12 protein-coding genes and 1 tRNA gene are annotated in these 19,103 nt (G+C 59.5%); 11 read left to right on the top strand and 2 right to left on the bottom strand.

All coding sequences use genetic code 11. The features are described 5' to 3' along the window. The 9 genes from Q0J81_RS07100 to Q0J81_RS07060 form a co-directional block, all read left to right on the top strand. A partial coding sequence (locus tag Q0J81_RS07100; RefSeq protein ID WP_294446833.1) for a VacJ family lipoprotein occupies positions 1 to 597 on the top strand: 597 nt, incomplete at its 5' end. Positions 598 to 611: 14 nt separating this feature from the next. Then, positions 612 to 1,109 (top strand): xanthine phosphoribosyltransferase, encoded by a 498-nt coding sequence (gene gpt, locus Q0J81_RS07095; protein ID WP_294446831.1) that lies wholly within the window; start codon positions 612 to 614, stop codon positions 1,107 to 1,109. 183 nt (positions 1,110 to 1,292) lie between these two features. Further along, a complete protein-coding gene (nifJ, locus tag Q0J81_RS07090; protein WP_294446829.1) occupies positions 1,293 to 4,814 on the top strand; it encodes a pyruvate:ferredoxin (flavodoxin) oxidoreductase in 3,522 nt (1,173 codons plus the stop codon). 69 nt (positions 4,815 to 4,883) lie between these two features. Then, a tRNA-Leu gene (locus Q0J81_RS07085) sits at positions 4,884 to 4,970 on the top strand. A 358-nt stretch (positions 4,971 to 5,328) separates the two neighbouring features. Next, the gene (locus Q0J81_RS07080; protein WP_294446827.1) at positions 5,329 to 6,099 is read left to right on the top strand and encodes an alpha/beta hydrolase-fold protein; all 771 of its coding nucleotides are present in this window, start codon (positions 5,329 to 5,331) and stop codon (positions 6,097 to 6,099) included. Between the two features lie 21 nt (positions 6,100 to 6,120). Further along, positions 6,121 to 6,885 (top strand): alpha/beta hydrolase-fold protein, encoded by a 765-nt coding sequence (locus Q0J81_RS07075; protein ID WP_294446825.1) that lies wholly within the window; start codon positions 6,121 to 6,123, stop codon positions 6,883 to 6,885. A 78-nt stretch (positions 6,886 to 6,963) separates the two neighbouring features. Next, positions 6,964 to 8,160: a hypothetical protein gene (locus Q0J81_RS07070; protein WP_294446824.1), complete on the top strand. Its 1,197-nt coding sequence runs from the start codon at positions 6,964 to 6,966 to the stop codon at positions 8,158 to 8,160. Between the two features lie 392 nt (positions 8,161 to 8,552). Next, positions 8,553 to 9,086, top strand: a complete 534-nt coding sequence (locus Q0J81_RS07065; protein WP_294446823.1) for a flavodoxin family protein — start codon at positions 8,553 to 8,555, stop codon at positions 9,084 to 9,086. Between the two features lie 273 nt (positions 9,087 to 9,359). Next, positions 9,360 to 10,496 carry a metallophosphoesterase gene (locus Q0J81_RS07060; RefSeq protein WP_294446822.1) on the top strand — a complete coding sequence of 379 codons (1,137 nt, stop codon included), beginning with the start codon at positions 9,360 to 9,362 and terminating at the stop codon, positions 10,494 to 10,496. A 608-nt stretch (positions 10,497 to 11,104) separates the two neighbouring features. Here the strand turns inward: Q0J81_RS07060 and Q0J81_RS07055 are convergent. Next, positions 11,105 to 13,393 (bottom strand): bifunctional (p)ppGpp synthetase/guanosine-3',5'-bis(diphosphate) 3'-pyrophosphohydrolase, encoded by a 2,289-nt coding sequence (locus Q0J81_RS07055; RefSeq protein ID WP_294446821.1) that lies wholly within the window; start codon positions 13,391 to 13,393, stop codon positions 11,105 to 11,107. Positions 13,394 to 13,402: 9 nt separating this feature from the next. Next, positions 13,403 to 15,013 (bottom strand): peptide-binding protein, encoded by a 1,611-nt coding sequence (locus Q0J81_RS07050; protein ID WP_294446820.1) that lies wholly within the window; start codon positions 15,011 to 15,013, stop codon positions 13,403 to 13,405. Positions 15,014 to 15,277: 264 nt separating this feature from the next. Here Q0J81_RS07050 and Q0J81_RS07045 point away from each other — a divergent pair, with 264 nt between their 5' ends. Next, complete coding sequence (locus tag Q0J81_RS07045) at positions 15,278 to 18,532, top strand: DEAD/DEAH box helicase (protein ID WP_294446819.1); 3,255 nt, start codon at positions 15,278 to 15,280, stop codon at positions 18,530 to 18,532. 399 nt (positions 18,533 to 18,931) lie between these two features. Then, the coding region (locus Q0J81_RS07040) for a Sir2 family NAD-dependent protein deacetylase (RefSeq protein WP_294446834.1) at positions 18,932 to 19,103 on the top strand (172 nt) is incomplete at its 3' end.

Raw genomic sequence — 19,103 nt, 5'->3', positions numbered from 1 at the left:
TTCCACGTGAACGACTGGTTTCTCCAGTACATCGTCAAGCCCCTGCACAAGGGCTATGCCTTCATCGTGCCTGAGCCCATCCGCAACGGCATAAGCAACTTTGCCCACAACGTGGCCTTCCCCGTGCGCATGCTCAACAGCCTGCTTCAGGGCGAGTTCGCCCAGGCCGGTGTGGAATTCGACCGTTCCCTCGTCAACTTCATGGTAAGCTTCGGCTTTGCCGACGTGGCGAGCCAGAGCAAACCGCTCTACCCCTATCACCCCGAGACGGAAAACTTCGACTACACGCTCGGCGTGTGGGGCGTGCCCGACGGCCCCTACTTCATCATTCCCTTCCTCGGCCCCTCCACCGTGCGCGGAGCCGTGGGAGAAGCCGGCGACGCCTTCATGAAACCGCAGTACTACGCGCTCGACTGGGAAGTCAGTACGGCAAGCAGCGTGTTTCTGTCCTTCAACGGCGTCGACGCCCTGTATAAATCCTACGACCAGATCACCGAATCCGCTCTGGAGCCATATGTTGCCCTGCGCAACGCCTATCTCAACATGAGAAAGAACAGGCTTCAGCGGATGACGCTTTCTTCCAACACTCAGGACTAGCCAGGAGATTCACCGTGGCAAAAGCAGACCGTTATCACAAAACATTCCCCGTCACCTGGGAACAGCTCCACCGCGACGCCAAGGCTCTCTCCTGGCGCCTTCTGGAACGCGGAAAGTTCACGAAAATCGTGGCCGTCACCCGCGGCGGCCTCATTCCCGCAGGCATCATCGCGCGCGAGCTCAACATCAGGCATATCGACACCGCCTGCATCATGCTCTACAACTACCGCGAAGAAGGGGATCAGGAAACCGTGCTGAAAAGCGCCGATCCCTCCTTCAACTCGGAAGAAACGCTCGTTATCGACGACCTTGTGGACACCGGACACACGGCCAAAATTCTGCGCGACATGCTGCCGAAAGCCCATTTCGCCACGCTGTACGCCAAACCTGCAGGCATTCCTCTGGTGGACAGCTTCGTTACCGAGCTCAGCCAGGACACCTGGGTGCTCTTCCCCTGGGATTCCGAAGTGCAGTATGCCAAGCCCATCATCGACCTTCAGAACGGCCAGTGATGCGCTCTTTCTGATTCACCCATGAACAACAGGCCGGATTTACCGGCCTTTTTTATTTTTTGCGCAAGGAAAAATATTGACAGTATCAGGGTTCTGTGCTCCCATTCCGCCACAATCCGGGGGCAAACCGTTTTTCATATCGACGGGCAGCCGTCCCCGCCGCCCATAACGCAAAGAGTCATCATGTCCACGAAACAGATGGTCACCATGGACGGCAACACGGCCGCCGCTCATGTTGCCTACACGTTCACGGAAATCGCCGCCATCTACCCCATCACGCCCTCATCTCCCATGGCGGAAAAAACCGATGTCTGGGCCGCCAGGGGCCGAAAGAACATGTTCGGACAGCGCGTGCGCCTCGTGGAAATGCAGTCTGAGGCCGGAGCCATAGCCGCCGTGCACGGAGCGCTGCAGACAGGGGCTCTTGCCACCTCCTTCACCTCCTCGCAGGGGCTTCTGCTCATGATTCCGGTCATGCACCGCATTGCCGGAGAAAGACTGCCCTGCGTGCTTCACGTGGCCACGCGCACCGTGGGCACGCACGCCATGTCCATATTCGGCGACCATTCCGACGTCATGAACTGCCGCCAGACCGGTTTTGCCATGCTGTCCACCGCAAGCGTGCAGGAAGTCATGGACCTTTCTGCCGTCGCCCATCTGTGCGCCATCCGCTGCCGTGTGCCGTTCCTGCACTTCTTCGACGGCTTCCGCACCTCGCACGAACTGTGCAAAGTGGAGGAGCCGGATCTTTCCGAGCTTGCCGCCCTCGTGGATCGCGACGCACTTGCCGCCTTCCGCGCCCAGGCGCTGAACCCCGAGCATCCAAGGATGCGCGGCACCGTGCAGAACGGCGACGTGTTCTTTCAGATACGGGAAGCCTCGCGCCGCTTCTACGATGCCCTGCCCGACGAAGTGGAAGCGTGCATGGGCAGGATAAGCGCCCTTACCGGACGCGACTATCATCTGTTTCAGTACTACGGAGAGCCGGAGGCCGAAGACGTCATCGTGGCCATGGGCTCGGTGAGCGGAACCGCGCAGGAAACCGTGGACGCGCTCTGTGCCGGCGGACGCAAGGTCGGCTTTCTTCAGGTGCGGCTGTTCCGGCCCTTTTCCGTGCGTCATTTTCTGGCCGCCCTGCCCGAAAGCGTGCGCCGCATCGCCGTGCTCGACCGCTGCGCGGAAATGGGCTCGACAGGCGAACCGCTCCATGAGGACATATGCACCGCGCTCATGGGCTCGGGCAGGTCCGTGCTCGTGGTGGGCGGCCGCTACGGACTCTCATCCAAGGATGTCGATCCCTCGCAGATACGCGACGTATTCGACAATCTGCGCAGGCCAGAGCCCTTGAACCGCTTTTCCATAGGCATCACGGACGACGTGACGCATCTCTCCCTTCCCTGCGGTGAGCCTCTGAACACGGAAGGCGAAAACATTCTCATGAGCTGCAAGTTCTGGGGACTCGGCTCCGACGGCACCGTGGGAGCCAACAAGAATACCGTGGAGATCATCAACAGCGTCACGCCCCTTTACGCACAGGCCTATTTTGAATACGACGCCAAGAAGTCCTACGGTCTCACGCTCTCGCATCTGCGCATAGGAAAAGGCCCGGTGCGCGCCTCCTGCGCCGTGCAGAGCGCCGACATCGTGGCCTGCCACTGCCAGAACTACGTCCGGCAGTACGACATGGCGGACGAGCTGAAGGACGGTGGAACATTCCTTCTCAACTGCACCTGGAAGGCCGACGAACTGGACAGGCGACTTCCCGCCTCGCTCAAGCGTGCCCTCGCCCGCAAGCACGCGCGGCTCTTTCTCATCAATGCCACGGACATCGCTCACGAGCTCGGCCTCGGCAATCATGTCAACGTCATTCTTCAGGCCGCCTTCTTCCGCCTTGCCCGCGTCATTCCTGAAGAACAGGCCGAAAAATACATGAAAGATGCCGTGCGCCGCACCTACGTTTCCAAGGGCGAAGACGTGGTCGCCAGAAACGAGGCCGCCATACGCGCGGGATTTGCCCACGTGTTTGAAGCACCCGTGCCGGAGAGCTGGCAGAACGCCGAAGACGAGGCTCCCGCGCCCCGCATCGACGCCCCTTCGGCGGTGACAAGGCTCCTTGATCCCATCAACGCGCAAAAAGGCAATGCGCTTCCCGTCAGTGCCTTTCTCGGCTACGAGGACGGTCAGATGGACATGGGACTTACCGCCTGGGAAAAGCGCGACATTGCCGTGCGCGTTCCCAGCTGGACCGCCTCGCTCTGCGTGCAGTGCAACCGCTGTTCCCTCGTCTGCCCTCACGCCGTCATCCGTCCCTTCCTGCTCACGAAAAAGGAACTCGCCGCCGCGCCTGAAGGCCTCATGACCGCGTCCGCCCGGGGACGTGGGGCCGAAGGGCTCTCCTACACGCTGCAGATCAGCGTTGCGGACTGCACGGGCTGCGGATCCTGCGTGGAAGCATGCCCGGCTTCGGGCAGAGCGCTGGTCATGGTTCCCCGCGCCGAAGCCAGGGACTCCCGCGAGGTCTGGAACTACGCTCTAGGTCTTGAGGAAAAGCACGTCTTTGATCCCTTCACCGTCAAGGGCAGCCAGTTCCGCCGACCGCTGCTGGAGTTTTCCGCAGCCTGCGCGGGCTGCGGCGAGACGCCCTACGCAAAGCTCCTCACCCAGCTTTTCGGAACCCGCGCGTACTGGGCCAACGCCACGGGCTGTTCCCAGGCCTGGGGCGGCGCCGTGCCCGGCATTCCCTACGCGGTCAACGCCCGCGGACAGGGGCCTGCCTGGACGAACTCCCTTTTTGAAAACAACGCGGAACTGTGCCTCGGCATGCTGCTTTCCGTCCGGCAGCAGCGGGAGGCGCAGCGCATGCGTGTCGCCGCTCTTGCCCGCCATCTTCCAGAGGGGGCGACAAAGGACGCGGCCGGTCGCTGGCTGGAGCTCTTCGACGACTACGACGGCTCGGAAGAAGCTTCGAACGTTCTTAAAGCAGAACTTGAAAAACTGCCGCAGACCGGCGAGGTGAAGGACATTCTCGCCCACGCCGACCATCTGGTCAAAAAATGCTTCTGGATGTTCGGCGGCGACGGCTGGGCCTACGACATCGGCTTCGGAGGTCTTGATCACGTGCTGGCCTCCGGCGAGGACGTCAACGTGCTCGTGGTAGATACGGAGGTGTACTCCAACACCGGCGGTCAGTCCTCCAAGGCCACGCCTCTCGGCGCCGTGGCCCAGTTTGCCGCCTCCGGCAAAAGAAGCGGCAAGAAGGATCTCGGCGCCATGTTCATGGCCTACGGCAACATTTATGTGGCGCAGGTCTCCATGGGCGCATCCGCCGAACAGCTCATGAAGGCGCTCAAAGAAGCTTCGGCGTACCGCGGCCCCTCCCTCGTCATAGCCTACGCCCCCTGCACCGCCCACGGCATACGCGCAGGCATGGCGCACGCGCAGGAAGAAATGAAGCGCGCCACCCAGTCGGGATACTGGCCGCTCTATCGCTATCATCCAGACAAGGACCAGCCCTTCTCGCTCGACAGCGGGGAACCCACGCTCGACTACGGCGAATTTCTTCAGGGAGAAAACCGTTATGCGTCCCTGCAGCGCACTTGCCCCGACCAGGCGTTCAACCTGGAACAAAAAGCCCGAAACGAAGCGGAAAGACGCTATCGCCGCTACGCCTTTCTTGCCTCAAGAAACGACCGGAACGAAAACTGAAAAAATTTTTTTCTTTTTCGCAAAAAAAGACTTGCCAAGGGAGAGCAAATCGTCTATTCACATTCCTGCGCCGAAGTGGTGAAATTGGTAGACACGCTAGGTTCAGGGTCTAGTTCCCGTTCGGGAGTAAGAGTTCGAGTCTCTTCTTCGGCACCAGTAGAAAGTGAAAGCCCGTGAGTTATGCTCACGGGCTTTTTTCGTCAGACTCTCCCCTGCCTTCCCTGTAAAGCACGCTCCCCGAAGATCTGCGTCCCTTCGCCTCTCCGGCAGAATACGGAGGGCTTCTTTCCGTCTCTCCCCGCGCTTCCCTCCCTTCCCGTCATTGTCATCCGCCTTCCCTTGTGCTAAGCCATTTCCAGAGAACATGACGCAAGGGACCCTCTGTCGGATACGACGTTTTTCGCGGCGGGAATCTTCCCCGCGGGTCTGCCCTGCGCCGTTTCTCCAGAACTGAGCGCTCCGTGAAAACCATGCCCTTTCATGGAGCTACGATGGAAAGGACGCCCATACCGTTATGGTCAAATTCTGGAACATCTCCATTCCCGAACTCACCGGCCGGGAAAAACGCCGGGCCTATCTCTACCTGCCCACCATGTACCGGGAGCAGCCCCGCAGACGCTTTCCCGTGCTCTACATGTTCGACGGGCACAATGTTTTCTTCGATTCTCACGCCACTCACGGCAAAAGCTGGGGGCTTGCAGAATACCTCGACTTCTTCGACGTGCCCCTCATCGTCGCCGCCGTGGAATGCAATCATCATCCCGACAACGGACGTCTCTCCGAGTACTCGCCCTACGACTTCTTCGATCCCGAATTCGGCGCCGTCACCGGCAGGGGTGACATTACCATGAACTGGCTCATCAACACCTTCAAGACTGCCATCGACAGGCGCTGGCGCACCATCCCATGGAGGGAAAGCACGTTCATAGCCGGCAGCTCCATGGGCGGTCTCATGAGCCTGTATGCCGTCATGAAGCACAACGACATCTTCTCCCGCGCAGCCGCGCTGTCTCCCCATGTATGGGCGGGCAGAAAACAACTGCTTGAGCTTGCGCACACCGCGCCGCTCTCTTCCGATACCGTCGTCTACATGGACTGGGGTTCCGAGGAATTCGGGGACAACCGGCAGATGGCAAAAGACCTTCGCGTCATGGCCGACGCGCTGTTCGACCGCGGCGTGTACCTGACGACGCGCGTCGTGCCCGGCGGAGAACACAGCGAGGCGAGCTGGGAAATGCAGGCGCCCTTTTTCATGAACACCCTGATGTACGGCCTCGAAAACTGACGCCGCACGTGGAGAACTCCCATGCAGACAAGATATTTCAAAAATTACAGCCCCTCTCTCGGACGCGACATGGAATGCAAGGTGTACGGACACGCGGGACGCCCCGTGCTGTTCATTCCCTGCCAGGACGGTCGCTTCTTCTCCTTCGAGGATTTTAATATGGCCGACACCATGGCGCCGTGGATTGAAGAGGGAAAGATCATGGTCATCGCCGTGGACACCATTGATCAGGAAACCTGGTCGAACAAAGGCGGCGATCCGTGGTGGCGCATACGCCGCCACGAAGCGTGGATGAGCTATCTTTTCAATGAAGTCGCTCCCTTCGGCCAGCATCTTGCCCGCACGGCCAACGGCTGGGACGGCAATCCCGGCCTCCTTGCCTTCGGATGCAGTCTGGGCGCGCTGCACGCGGCCAACCTGTATCTGCGTCGCCCCGATCTGTTCAACGGCCTTCTGGCACTTTCGGGCATATACACGGCAAGCTTCGGATTCGGCAGTTACATGGACGAGGTCGTGTACGAGAACTCCCCTGTGGATTACATGGCCAATTTCCCGGTCGATCATCCCTACATTCCCCTGTACAACAGCCAGCGCGCGGTCATCTGCGTAGGCCAGGGACCGTGGGAGCTTCCCGAGTCCACAAGGCAGCTCAAGGAAATATTTGAAAGAAAAGGCATACACCTGTGGGTGGATCTGTGGGGACACGACGTCAATCACGACTGGCCGTGGTGGTATCGGCAGGTAGAATATTTTCTGCCGTGGCTGCTCGGAGAACATACGGCCTGATACAGTTCCGCAGGAGAAACATGGCCGGAATACGTCCGGCCCGTCAACAAGGAGGCTCCGCAAGGAGAAAAAGGCGCCATGAAAAACTTTGTGTTCATTTCACCGAATTTTCCCGCAAACTACTGGAAATTCTGCCGCTGTCTCAAGGACAACGGCCTGAACGTTCTCGGCATAGGCGAACAGAGCTATGACGATCTTCTGCCGGAGCTCAAGGAAAGCCTGAACGAGTACTACAAGGTCGGCAGTCTGGAAAATTACGATGAAGTGTACCGCGCCATGGGCTTTTTCATCCATAAGTACGGACGGATAGACTGGCTGGAATCCAACAACGAATACTGGCTGGAACAGGACGCCGCGCTTCGCACGGACTTCAACATCACAAGCGGATTCCAGAACTCGGACATTCCCCGCATACGCTTCAAGTCCGGCATGAAGGAATACTATCGCCGCGCCGGCATCGCCACGGCCCGCTATCATATTGTGGACGACAAAAAAGGCTGCCTCGACTTCGTCAAAGAGGTCGGCTGGCCCGTCATCGTCAAGCCCGACAACGGCATGGGAGCTTCCGATACCAGAAAACTGTCCTCCGAGGCCGATCTCGACGCCTTTCTTGAGAGCAGGATGCCCGGCGTGCAGTACATCATGGAGGAGTTCATTCATGCGGAAATCAACTCCTACGACGCCATTTTCGACTCTCACGGGAATCCCATCTTTGAAACCGGCAACATCACGCCCGTGAGCATCATGGATGTGGTGAACGAAGCCGGCAATTCCGCCTACTACCTGCTCAAGGAGCTGCCCGACGACACCCGCGCCGCAGGCAGGGCCACGGCAAAAAGCTTCGGCGTGAAAAGCCGTTTCGTGCATTTCGAGTTCTTCCGGCTCACGCAGGATCAGGAAGGCATGGGGAAAAAGGGCGACGTAGTGGCGCTGGAAGTGAACATGCGTCCGTGCGGCGGATACAGCCCCGACATGATGAACTTCGCCAACAGCACCGACGTCTACAAGCTCTGGGCGGACATGATCGCCTTCGACCGTTCCACCATGCCCGTGGGCGAACACTTCTACTGCGCCTTCGTGGGCCGTCGCGACGGAAAGAAGTTCCGCTATTCCAATGAAGAATTGGCAAAGAAGTACGAGTCGAACATGAAAATGACGGGTCGCATTCCTCCCGCGCTGTCGGGAGCCATGGCGGATCAGATGTTCATGGCCAACTTCTCCACGAAGGAAGACATGGACCAGTTCTACGCCGACGCCCTGGCTCCGCAGGACTGATCAGTACCGGTCGGAAAGCGTCTGCGGTCCGTACAGCTCAAGAACCGCAAAAGGTCTTTCCGGCCGGTGTTCTCGAGCAAGGCGCCTTTCCCGGCGACCTTCAAACAGACTCCGCCCTGTCCCTTGTGCACACCTTTTTCATTCCCCCTTCCGTGAGCGGCCACGGTCGACATTCCCGGCTGCGAGAGTTTCAGGCAAGAAAACGGGAGGATCGCCCATGGACAGTCCCCATCAAAAAGAGCAGCCTGTGGGCATGCCGGGCGGACTGGGCAGAAGGCATCCACGCCGGCATGAATCTCCTTCGCGGCCGGCGACGCTCAAAGACACGGGACTGTCCTGCAAGCGCCGCTCACCGGAACGAAGGAACAACGTTCAAGGCACAGGAAAACACCATGAAGGACATCGTCATCATTTCCTCAAGCCCCCGCAAGGGCGGAAATTCCGACATTCTCTGCGACCAGTTCATGAAGGGCGCGCTCGAGGCCGGGCATAAGGTGGAAAAAATCGAGCTGCGCGAAAAGACCATTCACCCCTGTCTGGGCTGCGGAGCCTGTGAAGGCACGCACCGATGCGTTCAGAAGGACGACATGGCCGCCGTTCTCGACAGGCTCGTCTCTGCCGACGTCATCGTCATGGCCACGCCCGTCTACTTCTATACCATGAGCGCCCAGATAAAGACGCTCATCGACCGTACCGTGCCCCGCTACACCGAAATTTCCGGCAAGGAATTCTACTTCATCGCGACTGCCGCCGACGGCAACGAAAAGGCGCTCGAACGCACCATCGACGGCTTCCGCGGCTTTACCGACTGCCTGGAAGGCGTCACGGAAAAGGGTGTTTTGCTCGCTCCCGGCGTCTGGAAAAAGGGCGAGGTAACCTCGACCGCCGCCATGGACAAAGCCTTGTCCATGGGACGCAGCGCCTGATTCCGACCTTATGAGGAGCGGCCCGCCAAAGCCGCTCCCCCTGCAAAGCGCGCCGTTGTCGTCTTGCGGTCGGGCCGGTCATCCGTTATTCATGAACAGGCCGGACAACGCGCCCCTCTCCCTCATGAGAACGTTTTTCATCGTGCGGACTGAGGCTGCCATGACGGAAGCGGCCCGACAGGGACAACCGACGGGCAACAGTCTTCCGTATCCGGCGTCTTTCCTTTCCTGACCCTTACCTCTGCCGTACGGACGGCGTCTCCCGTAACTCCCATGCGACTGCTTCTTCCCTCCATCATCATGGCGGTCTACGCCTTCCTGAGCCTTGTTCTTCCCATGAAGGCGGGACTTTTGGCCAAAGCGCTTCTCGGCGCCGCATTCATGGCCGCCGCGCTCAAATATGTGTTCTATCAGGTCGTCGGCGGCGGCTTTTTCCGCCCCGATCTGCCCGTGCCCGTCATGCTCACGGCAGAAGCGCTGTACGCCGCGCTCATGGTGCTCTTCGTGCTCGCGCTCGCCAAGGATGTCGCGGGCCTTGCGCTGCGCCTCGGCCGTCTGTTCGGAGCCTCCTGGCATCTGCCTTTCACCCCTGGCCTGCGCTGTGCCCTGCTCGTCTGCCTTGCCCTTGCCAGCGGCGCATGGGGCACGTGGCAGGCCGTACGCGTGCCGGACGTGCGCACCGTGAACATAGGCATTCCCAACCTTCCACCAGAACTTGAAGGTTTTTCCCTCGTCCAGCTCAGCGACCTGCACATAGGCCCGGTACAGAAAAAGCCCTGGCTTGCCGAGGTGGTGCGGAAAACCAACGCCGCTCAGCCCGATGCGGTAGTCATTACCGGCGACATGATCGACGGCCTGCCCGACGCCCTGCGTGACGAGATGACACCGCTTGCCGATCTTCGTGCCCGCTGCGGCGTCTTCGGCGTGACGGGAAACCACGAATATTACTACAACGGCTCGGGCTGGCTTCGGGAATTCAGCAATCTCGGCATTACCATGCTGAACAACGAGCATCGCGTGCTCTCCGACGGCCTTGTGCTCGGCGGCATACCCGACATTTCGTCGGGACGATTCGGACACGACGACGCCGACGTGCAGAAAACCTTTGCCGGCGCGCCCGGCGGTCCGCGCGTGCTGCTCTCGCACAAGCCGAACGGCAACGGCATTCCCGCGCCGGATGTGGCACTTCAGCTTTCCGGTCACACCCACGGCGGGCTCATGTTTTTCCTCGCGCCCGTCATAGGGGCCTATAATGCCGGATACGTCAACGGCCTGTATCATACCCCTCAGGGCGGCCTGCTCTACGTCAACCCGGGCACGGGCCTGTGGAACGGCTTTTCCTGCCGTCTCGGCGTACCGGCGGAAATCACCCGCATCGTGCTCCACAGGGAAGAAACTTCCGAGCGCTGAACCTCTCCCGTTTCCTTTTTGCCGGACGGGAGTCTCACTGCAGGGGCACGGCTCCATGATGACGCCGCGGGATTGAGACTTCTGTCCGGCACTTCTTTTTCCCGGCCCTTCCGCCCTGCCTACCACGACATGGGCGGCGCAATCTCAGAAACGGCACGCCCTGCGGGGCCGTCTTCAAACCGTCATCACAGTACGCGCCGTTCTGTCATGCGGCCATGCCTCCGCCGTCGCCCTGAACCGGCACTGTAAGCGGAACGCTGGTCTTCAAAAAGCGGAGCGTCCCCCGCTCTTCCTTCGGTGTCTCGGACAAAACAGCCAATGGCCCGACGACGCGGCCTTCTGCCGTCACACGTCCAAAGGCTGCTTCTTTTCTCTTTCGGATATAACCGGGCCGCTTCGCACGGGACACCTCTCCCCTTCCGGAACGTGAAGGCCTCATCCTTCTGCCCTCCCCGATACGCTTCCGCCGTGGATTCCCCCCCCCGAAACTGCCAAACAATGCCCCAGCCCAAGAGGCCCCCGGCATGGCTGCGCAGCCCTTCCCGACCGGAAAAAGCAACAAAAAAAGGCCGGGGAACCCCCGGCCCGAATCTTCGGACACAAGCGTCTTACTCTTCCATGACGGATGTGCCGCGACGCACCTCGATGACGTGCTCGATGGCGCGCAGCTTGTCGATGGTCTGATACAGATGCACGGCGTCGCGCACTTCCACGGTGAAGTCCATCTGCGAGCGCCCGTCGACCGTGGACTTGATCTGGAGCGCGTTGATGTTGACATCCTGCTGCACGAAGACAAGGCTGATCTTGGCAAGCAGCCCCTTTTCGTTGAGACCAAGAATGCTGATTTCCGCCGGGAAGGGCTTGCTCTCCTCATTGTTCCAGGTCACGGAAATGAGGCGTTCCGACTCCATGTTCTGCAGATGCGGGCAGTTTGCGGTATGCACGATGACGCCGCGACCACGACTGATGAATCCCACCACCTGGTCGCCGGGCACCGGCTTGCAGCACTTGGCAAAATGAATGAGCGTGTCTTCTATGCCCTTGATGGTAATGCCGTCGGAAGGCTTCTTGGCCGCGCCGTCCGGCTTGGCGACCGGACTCTCAGATACCAGCTCCTGCTTGGGCGTAAGAATGGCAAGCAGTCTCTGGAGCACCTTGCGGGGCGTAAGCCGTCCCGTGCCCACGGCAGCAAAAAGATCGTCCAGCACATTGAGGGAAAACTCCGGCACCACAAGCTGAAGCCGGCCATCTTTGGCGGCCTTGGTAACGTTGAACTCCATCTTGCGGCCTTCCTTTTCCAGAAGCTCCTTGCCGAGAGCCACGGCGGCCACGCGTTCTTCCGTGCGCAGGTAGTGCTGAATGCGGCTTCTGGCCTTGGAGGTCTTCACCATCTTGAGCCAGTCGCGATGAGGATGCCGGTTCTTGTCGGTGATGATCTCCACCATGTCGCCGTTCTTCAGCGGGGTGGCAAAGGGCTCGAGCTTGCCGTTGATTTTCGCGCCCACGCAGTGCGCGCCCACGTCGGAATGAATGAGGAAGGCAAAGTCGAGGGAAGTCGCCCCCTTGGGAAGCTGCTTCACGGCCCCCTTGGGCGTGAACACATAAATTTCGTCGTTGAAGAGGTCCATGCGCAGCGAGCTCATGAACTCGCGGGAATCCGCCTCGTCCCGCTGACGTTCCATAAGGTCGCGCAGCCACTGGAACTGCGGCATGTCCTGCATGGCTATGGCGTGGTTGCGCTCCTTATACATCCAGTGCGCGGCCACGCCGTGTTCGGCCATATTGTTCATCTCTTCGGTACGGATCTGAATTTCGATGCGCTCGCCTTCCGGTCCTATCACGGTGGTGTGCAGGGACTGATAGCCGTTGGCCTTGGGCATGGAAATATAGTCCTTGAAGCGGCCGGGAACGGGCTTCCACAGCACGTGCACAAGACCGAGCATGGCGTAGCAGTCGCGCAGGTCGTTCACGATGACGCGGAAGGCGATGATGTCGTGCATCTCGTCAAGCGGCGTTTTCTGCGCCATCATCTTGCGGTAGATGCTGTAGGTCTGCTTGATGCGGCCGAAAACGCGTCCGTTGATGCGGTTTTCGGTCATGATGGCCTCGATTTTGGCAATGACCTTGGAAATGAGCTGCCGCTCGACGATCTGGTTGTCCTTGAGCCACGTGGTTATCTCGGCATAGGCGTCGGGCTGAAGATACCGGAAGCTCAGGTCCTCCAGCTTCTGCTTGAAAAGATGCAGACCGAGACGGTTGGCGAGCGGCGCGTAGATATCCATGGTTTCCTGGGCGATGCGCTGCTGCTTGTAGGGCTTCTGAAAGTCCAGAGTGCTCATGTTGTGCAGCCGGTCGGCCAGCTTGACCACGGGAACGCGTATGTCGTGCGCCATGGAGAGTATCATTTTGCGGATGTTTTCCGCCTGCGCCTCTTCCTTGGTGTCGAAGGTCATCATGTTGATCTTGGTCACGCCGTCCACGATGTCGGCCACCTGTTCTCCGAACAGCTCGTCGAGCTCGTCGATGGAGGAATCCGTATCCTCCACGGTATCGTGCAGAAGTCCGGCGGCCACGGTATGCTCGTCAAAGCCCATCTTGGCCAGCGTAAGCGCCACGGAGGCGGGATGCAGGATATACGGATCTCCCGACAGACGCAGCTGTCCCGCATGGGCGGCCGAGGCATAGTCATATGCACGGCGCACCATGGCCACGTCGGCATCTGGGCAGTGCTTGACAAGCTCCTCCACGATGGTGTCGGCCGAAGGAACCTTCGATGCCGGTGAGCTTGCCCCGGTCACCGGAGAAATCACCATGGAAACGCTTTCCTGAGGGTGAGCATCTTTCTGCCGGGAATCGCCCGCGTCCGCTGACGTCTGAAGAATGGAAGTCTGACTCATAAGAACCTGCTATTGCTGGAGCGCTCTGGGAACCCACCACCGGTCGAGGTTGTAGGTAATGCCCGCAGGAGCTGGTTGAATGCCCTGGAATCTCGCCTGTACCATGGGCAGGGAATACGGAACATAAAGGAAAAGGTACGGCTGCTCCTCGTGCAGTATTTCCTGAAAACGGTCATAAACGGCCTTGCGCACCTGCCTGTCCGCCGAGGTCCGTCCCTTCTCCAGCAGCCTGTCGACCTCTTCGTTGCTGAAACCGACGAAGTTGAGGCCGTTGCCCGCAATGGCCGAGGAATGCCATACGTCGTAGATGTCCGGGTCGTCGAGAATGTTCCACGCCAGGATCAGGGCGTCGAACTTTCTCGTATCGACGAATTCCTTGAGAAAGGCCGCCCACTCCACCGTGCGAATGGCGACCTTCACGCCGACGGCCCGGAACATCTGCTGAAGAATGACGGCCACCTTGATGCGTTCGTTGTTGCCCTGGTTCACCAGAATGGTGAACTCGAAGGGCAGGCCGTCCTTTTCCAGTATTCCGTCCTTTCCGGGCGTCCACCCCGCCTCGGCAAGAAGGCGACGCGCACGCTCCGGGTCATAATCATACGCCTTGAGCGCCGTGTTGTATACCCATGTTCCGGGCTTGTACGGACCAAAAGCGGGCTCTCCCATACCCAAAAGCGCACCTTTTATGATGCCTTCCCTGTCGATGGCGAAGGAAAGGGCCTGTCTCCCCTTCTTATCTTTAAAAAAGGGGCTTTTCTGATTCAGGCCGAGATACGTGTAGCCGAAGGCGAGATACTTGTACTTTCGCCAGTTCTTGTCCCACCATTCTCCGCTGGTCTGCCGCAGGTACTGCTGAGGGGAAAGTCCCGTGAAGTCCAGCTTTCCGGCTCTGGCCTCAAGGAACATGGTCGTGCTGTCGGGAATGATGCGGTAAATGATTTCGTCAAGGTACGGCCGTCCCTTGAAATAGCGGTCGTTGGCCTCAAGCACGATGCGGCTGCCCGGCTCCCACGACTTGAGCTTGAAGGGCCCCGCCCCCACGGGATTGCGGGCGTAGCGCGTGGAGGCAATGTTTTCGTGCTCAAGAATGTGCCTGGGAAGAATGGGATGCATCCAGGTGATGGCCGCGCGGGCGTAGGGCGCATCGTAGCGCACCTCGAAAGAGAGCGGACCGGTCTGCCGGTATTCCTTCACGTTGAGAAAGTCCGCAGCGTACGCCGTGGGCGTTTTCGGGTCGGTCATGAGCTTGTAGGTGAAGGTCACGTCGTCGGCGGTCAGCGGATGCCCGTCCTGCCAGACAAGCCCTTCCTTCAGGCGAAAGCGCATGAAAAGGCCGCCCTCAAGCACTTCCCACTCTTCGGCCGCGCACTTTACTATGTTGAAATCCTTGTCATATTCCAGAGGCGAGGTATAAAGGAGCCCGGCCACCTCAGCGGAAGCGGAGTCTGAGGCAAGATAGGGAATGAGGTTGGAAGGCTCTCCTATGCTGCCCATGATGAGGTGACCGCCCGTCTCCGGCTGCGCAGAAGAGACGTTTCCGTCCCCGGCGCGGGCCGCGCCCGCAGCAAGCACGAGACAGAACAGAAAGACGACGACAAAACGCAGCGACCGGGGCCGCATGCCGGCTTTGGAGGCTGAAAAACCAGCCCCCTCAGCGAGGAAAAAGGCGGGACACTGCGGGAATTCTAACTTTTTTTTCATGAAAAAAGCCTAGCACAGTTCACTTCTCTTGAAAACTAGGATAATATCCTATAATCCTAGGAGGCAATGGCCGGCTCAGCCTTTTTTGCTCAGGACTTCCGATTTCATCGATTTCCCCTTCCCGGCCGCTGTCGCACAAGGCTTCCGCGCCTTGTACATCTTCTGTCATTGAGGTCTGTTGCCATGAACCGACGCGAGGAAGTCGCCGCCCGTGGGCTTGCCGAGAACTTCATTCAAAATACCATTCCCGAATACATTACGGAGTATGGTCGCGCCATCGAAGCCGAGGGAAATCTCAGCAAGTTCACTCTGCGCTTTGAAAACGACGTGTGGACGGTGGAGAGCACCGTTCAGGGAGAAGACTTCGAGGCCTACAGCCCGGTGCTCAACATCAATCTCAGGGAACAGCGGGTCGATTCCATGTGCAACTGCATGGAAGCGTTCAACGGTCCCTGCCGTCACGTGGCCGCCACGGCCATACACTTCATCAACTCCCTGGACATTTCCGAAGGCAAAGCCGATCCGGCCCCCGCACCCCGCGAGGACTGGCGGCAGAGCTTCCGTCACTTCTTCGGCGGAACCTTCGAGCCGGAAACGGGACGACACTACTTTCTGTTCCGCTTCTTCCCGGAACCAGGCCGTCTGTCCGTAGAGTTCTTCCGCGCAAGGCAGAACAAGACGGGTCTTTCCTCCGTGCGTCAGGAAGTGACGCTCGAGCAGATTCTGCGCAATCCCGAGTGGTGCGAACATTCCCCGGAACTTCCCGTGGTGTGCCGTCAGATAGCTCAGTATCTCGACTACTACGGGCACCGCGTGGAAATCCCCGACGGTCTGCTTTCGTGGTTCTTCTGGGCCATACGCAAGGAGGACTACCTTTACTGGAAGGACACGGAAATCCCCTGCCGCATTGAAAGTTCCACCATGGCGCTCAAGCTGCGCCCCTCGCTCGACGACGACGGCCTGCGCTTTGACGTGCTGCTGCAGCGCGAGGGCAAGAAGCCATTTTCCATCATCGACGAGGAACCGGATGAAAGCGGCGACATTCCCGCGCCCGCGCACGAAGGCGCCACATTCCACGGCCAGATGCCCCTGTGGGTGTGCTGGAATCAGGGCTTCTACCCGGTGCAGACCTGCCTGAACCATCACGTCATTCAGGCGCTCGTGCACAAGGGGCCCGTCATTCCGCAGGAAGACATTCCCGAATTTCTCGACAGGGTGTGGACGCGCCTGCCCGCCTCGGAACTCTACGAACAGGACGAGTTCCTCAAAATCATGGAACCCGTGTTCCAGCCGGCGACGTACAACCCCAAGCTCTTTCTCGACGAGGAAGGAAGCCTTCTCACGCTGGAAGTGCAGAACATCTACGAGACGCTGCACGGCGAGTTCACGCTGCCCGGCCCGAACCCCGACTTTCAGACCGGCAGCTACGTATACGAAGGCAAGACCTTCCTCGTACGCCGCAATCAGGTGGAGGAAAACGCCCTCATCACGCAGCTTTCCGACATGCGCTTCCAGCCGAGAAGCAGCCGTCTGTGGTTCATGGAGCCGGAAGAAGCCATTTCCTTCCTGCTCGACTCCTACCCCACGCTGCTCGAAAACTGGCGCGTGTACGGCGAAGCCACGCTCTCGCGCTACAAGGTGCGCGCTTCTACGCCGGTCATCAACGCCAGCGTGGAGAGCAACGAGAAGGAAAAGTGGTTCTCCCTCGACATTTCGGTGGATTACGACGGCCAGAACCTGCCGCTCGAACGCATCTGGAAGGCCTGGCTCAAGGGCAAGCGCTACGTGCAGCTTAAAGACGGCTCCTACGCAAGCCTGCCCGAATCGTGGCTGGAAAAACTGGCGCACAAGCTCAAGGTGCTCGGCCTTGATCCGGCCAAGCCGCCCAAGCAGAAGTTCAAGCAGTACGAAGCCCCGGTGCTCGACAATCTGCTCGAAGATCTGCCCGGCGCACTGGAAGATTCCTTCTGGAGCAAGCTGCGCGACAACATCCGCAACTTCCACGAAGTCAAGCAGATAGAAACGCCCAAGGGGCTTCAGGCCTCGCTGCGCCCCTATCAGCTTCAGGGCATATCCTACCTCAACTTCCTCAACGAGTACGGCTTCGGCGGCATTCTGGCCGACGAAATGGGCCTCGGCAAGACCATTCAGACACTGGCCTTCGTGCAGCATATGGTCAATCACGGCGCGCAGGGGCCAAACCTCATCGTGGTGCCCACCTCGGTGCTGCCCAACTGGGACCGTGAAGCCTCCAAGTTCGTGCCCGGCCTGTCGCGCGTCATCGTGTACGGCACGCGGCGTGAGGGACTGTTCCGCAAGATAGCCTCCTCCGACCTCGTCATCACCACCTACGCGCTGCTGCGTCGCGACATGGAAGAACTCGAACAGCACGAGTTCAACGCCATCATTCTCGACGAAGCCCAGAACATCAAGAACCCCAACACCATCACTGCGCGATCCGTACGGCAGATCAACGCCAAAATGCGGCTCTGTCTGTCGGGCACGCCCATTGAAAACAACCTCTTTGAGCTGTGGAGTCTGTTCGAGTTTCTCATGCCGGGCTTCCTCGGCAGCCAGCATTCCTTCCAGCGCGGCGTCATCAAGCCCATCAAGGAAGGCGATGCGGAAACTCTCGAATATCTGCGTTCAAGGGTCAAGCCCTTCATTCTGCGCCGTACCAAGGCCGAAGTGGTCAAGGATCTGCCTCCCAAGGTGGAAAACGTCATGTACTGCGCGCTCGAGGAGGAGCAGGCGGAACTGTACGCCTCCCTGGCCCGCAAGCTGCGCGAACAGGTGCTCGCCGACGTGGACAAGAAGGGCATGGCCAAGAGCCAGATGTCCATTCTGGACGCTCTGCTCAAGCTGCGGCAGATCTGCTGTCATCCCAAGCTGCTCAAGCTGGACATGCCCGGCTTCAACGCCAACATGCCTTCCGGCAAGTTCGAGGCCTTCAAGGACATGATCCTCGACATTGTGGAAGAAGGTCACAAGGTGCTGGTGTTCTCGCAGTTCGTGCAGATGCTGCAGCAGATACGCGCATGGCTGCAGATGACGGACATTCCCTTCTGCTATCTCGACGGTTCCAGCAAGGACCGTCTGGAGCAGGTGGACCGCTTCAACAACACGCCTTCCATCAGGATCTTCCTCATTTCCCTGAAGGCCGGCGGCACGGGTCTCAACCTGACGAGCGCAGACTACGTCATTCACTACGACCCGTGGTGGAACCCGGCCGTGGAAAGCCAGGCCACCGACCGCGCCCACAGAATAGGTCAGCTGCGCCAGGTGTTCTCCTACAAGCTTATCTGCCAGAACACCGTGGAAGAAAAGATTCTGAAGCTCCAGGAAATGAAGCGCGGCGTGGCCGAAGCCGTCATTCCCGGACAGGAATCCTGGAAGTCTCTCACAAGAGAAGACCTCGAAATGCTCTTCGAAGTGTAACGGACCTCTCCGCACCCATAAGGCGGTCCGACGCAGACGCGTCGGGCCGCTTTTTTCGTTGCCCGTCCTCTTGAAATTTCCCGCCTCTGACGTATCGTTCCTCTGGGCAGCCGCCTTCTTCCGCGTCAGCCTTCTCCGCAAGAGCACGACCGCAGTCCGTGTGTTCAGCGTTCTTCGGGGAACACGGCACTTCGCCTTTCCGACAAGCCGCATCCGAAGGAGCCCCGCCGAAAAGCGCCCTGCTCCGCACGCGAAACACCGTCAGCGCAAAGGCAAGCCCGAACGTCACGCGTCCGCCTCGGAAGCCGCGTACTTCGACGGGCATCATGCCCTGCGCGCCGTCACGCTCCTTCCTCGAAGGCTTCTTCCGTTCACCTGCAACTTTCCGGGAGCCGCATCATGACGCTTACCGAACTTCTCTCCAACGCAAAGCACGCCGTCGTCCTCACAGGCGCGGGCATATCCACCCTGTCCGGCATTCCCGACTTCCGCGGCGCAGGCGGTCTCTACACCCGTACCGACATCGACGCGAACAAGCTCTTTGATCTCGACTACTTCATGAAAGATCAGC

This window comes from uncultured Mailhella sp. (assembly GCF_944324575.1).
Taxonomy (GTDB): Bacteria; Desulfobacterota; Desulfovibrionia; order Desulfovibrionales; family Desulfovibrionaceae; genus Mailhella.
The sequence above is the reverse complement of the archived record's forward strand: the minus strand, read 5'-3'. Positions and strand labels throughout refer to the sequence as shown.

Bases quoted from the DNA above. Each gene is read 5' to 3' on its own strand.
- Q0J81_RS07060 (WP_294446822.1), top strand. From the start codon at position 9,360: ATGCGACTGCTTCTTCCCTCCATCATCATGGCGGTCTACGCCTTCCTG.
- Q0J81_RS07065 (WP_294446823.1), top strand. From the start codon at position 8,553: ATGAAGGACATCGTCATCATTTCCTCAAGCCCCCGCAAGGGCGGAAAT.
- Q0J81_RS07050 (WP_294446820.1), bottom strand. From the start codon at position 15,013: ATGCGGCCCCGGTCGCTGCGTTTTGTCGTCGTCTTTCTGTTCTGTCTC.
- Q0J81_RS07045 (WP_294446819.1), top strand. From the start codon at position 15,278: ATGAACCGACGCGAGGAAGTCGCCGCCCGTGGGCTTGCCGAGAACTTC.
- nifJ (WP_294446829.1), top strand. From the start codon at position 1,293: ATGTCCACGAAACAGATGGTCACCATGGACGGCAACACGGCCGCCGCT.
- Q0J81_RS07070 (WP_294446824.1), top strand. From the start codon at position 6,964: ATGAAAAACTTTGTGTTCATTTCACCGAATTTTCCCGCAAACTACTGG.
- Q0J81_RS07075 (WP_294446825.1), top strand. From the start codon at position 6,121: ATGCAGACAAGATATTTCAAAAATTACAGCCCCTCTCTCGGACGCGAC.
- Q0J81_RS07080 (WP_294446827.1), top strand. From the start codon at position 5,329: ATGGTCAAATTCTGGAACATCTCCATTCCCGAACTCACCGGCCGGGAA.
- Q0J81_RS07055 (WP_294446821.1), bottom strand. From the start codon at position 13,393: ATGAGTCAGACTTCCATTCTTCAGACGTCAGCGGACGCGGGCGATTCC.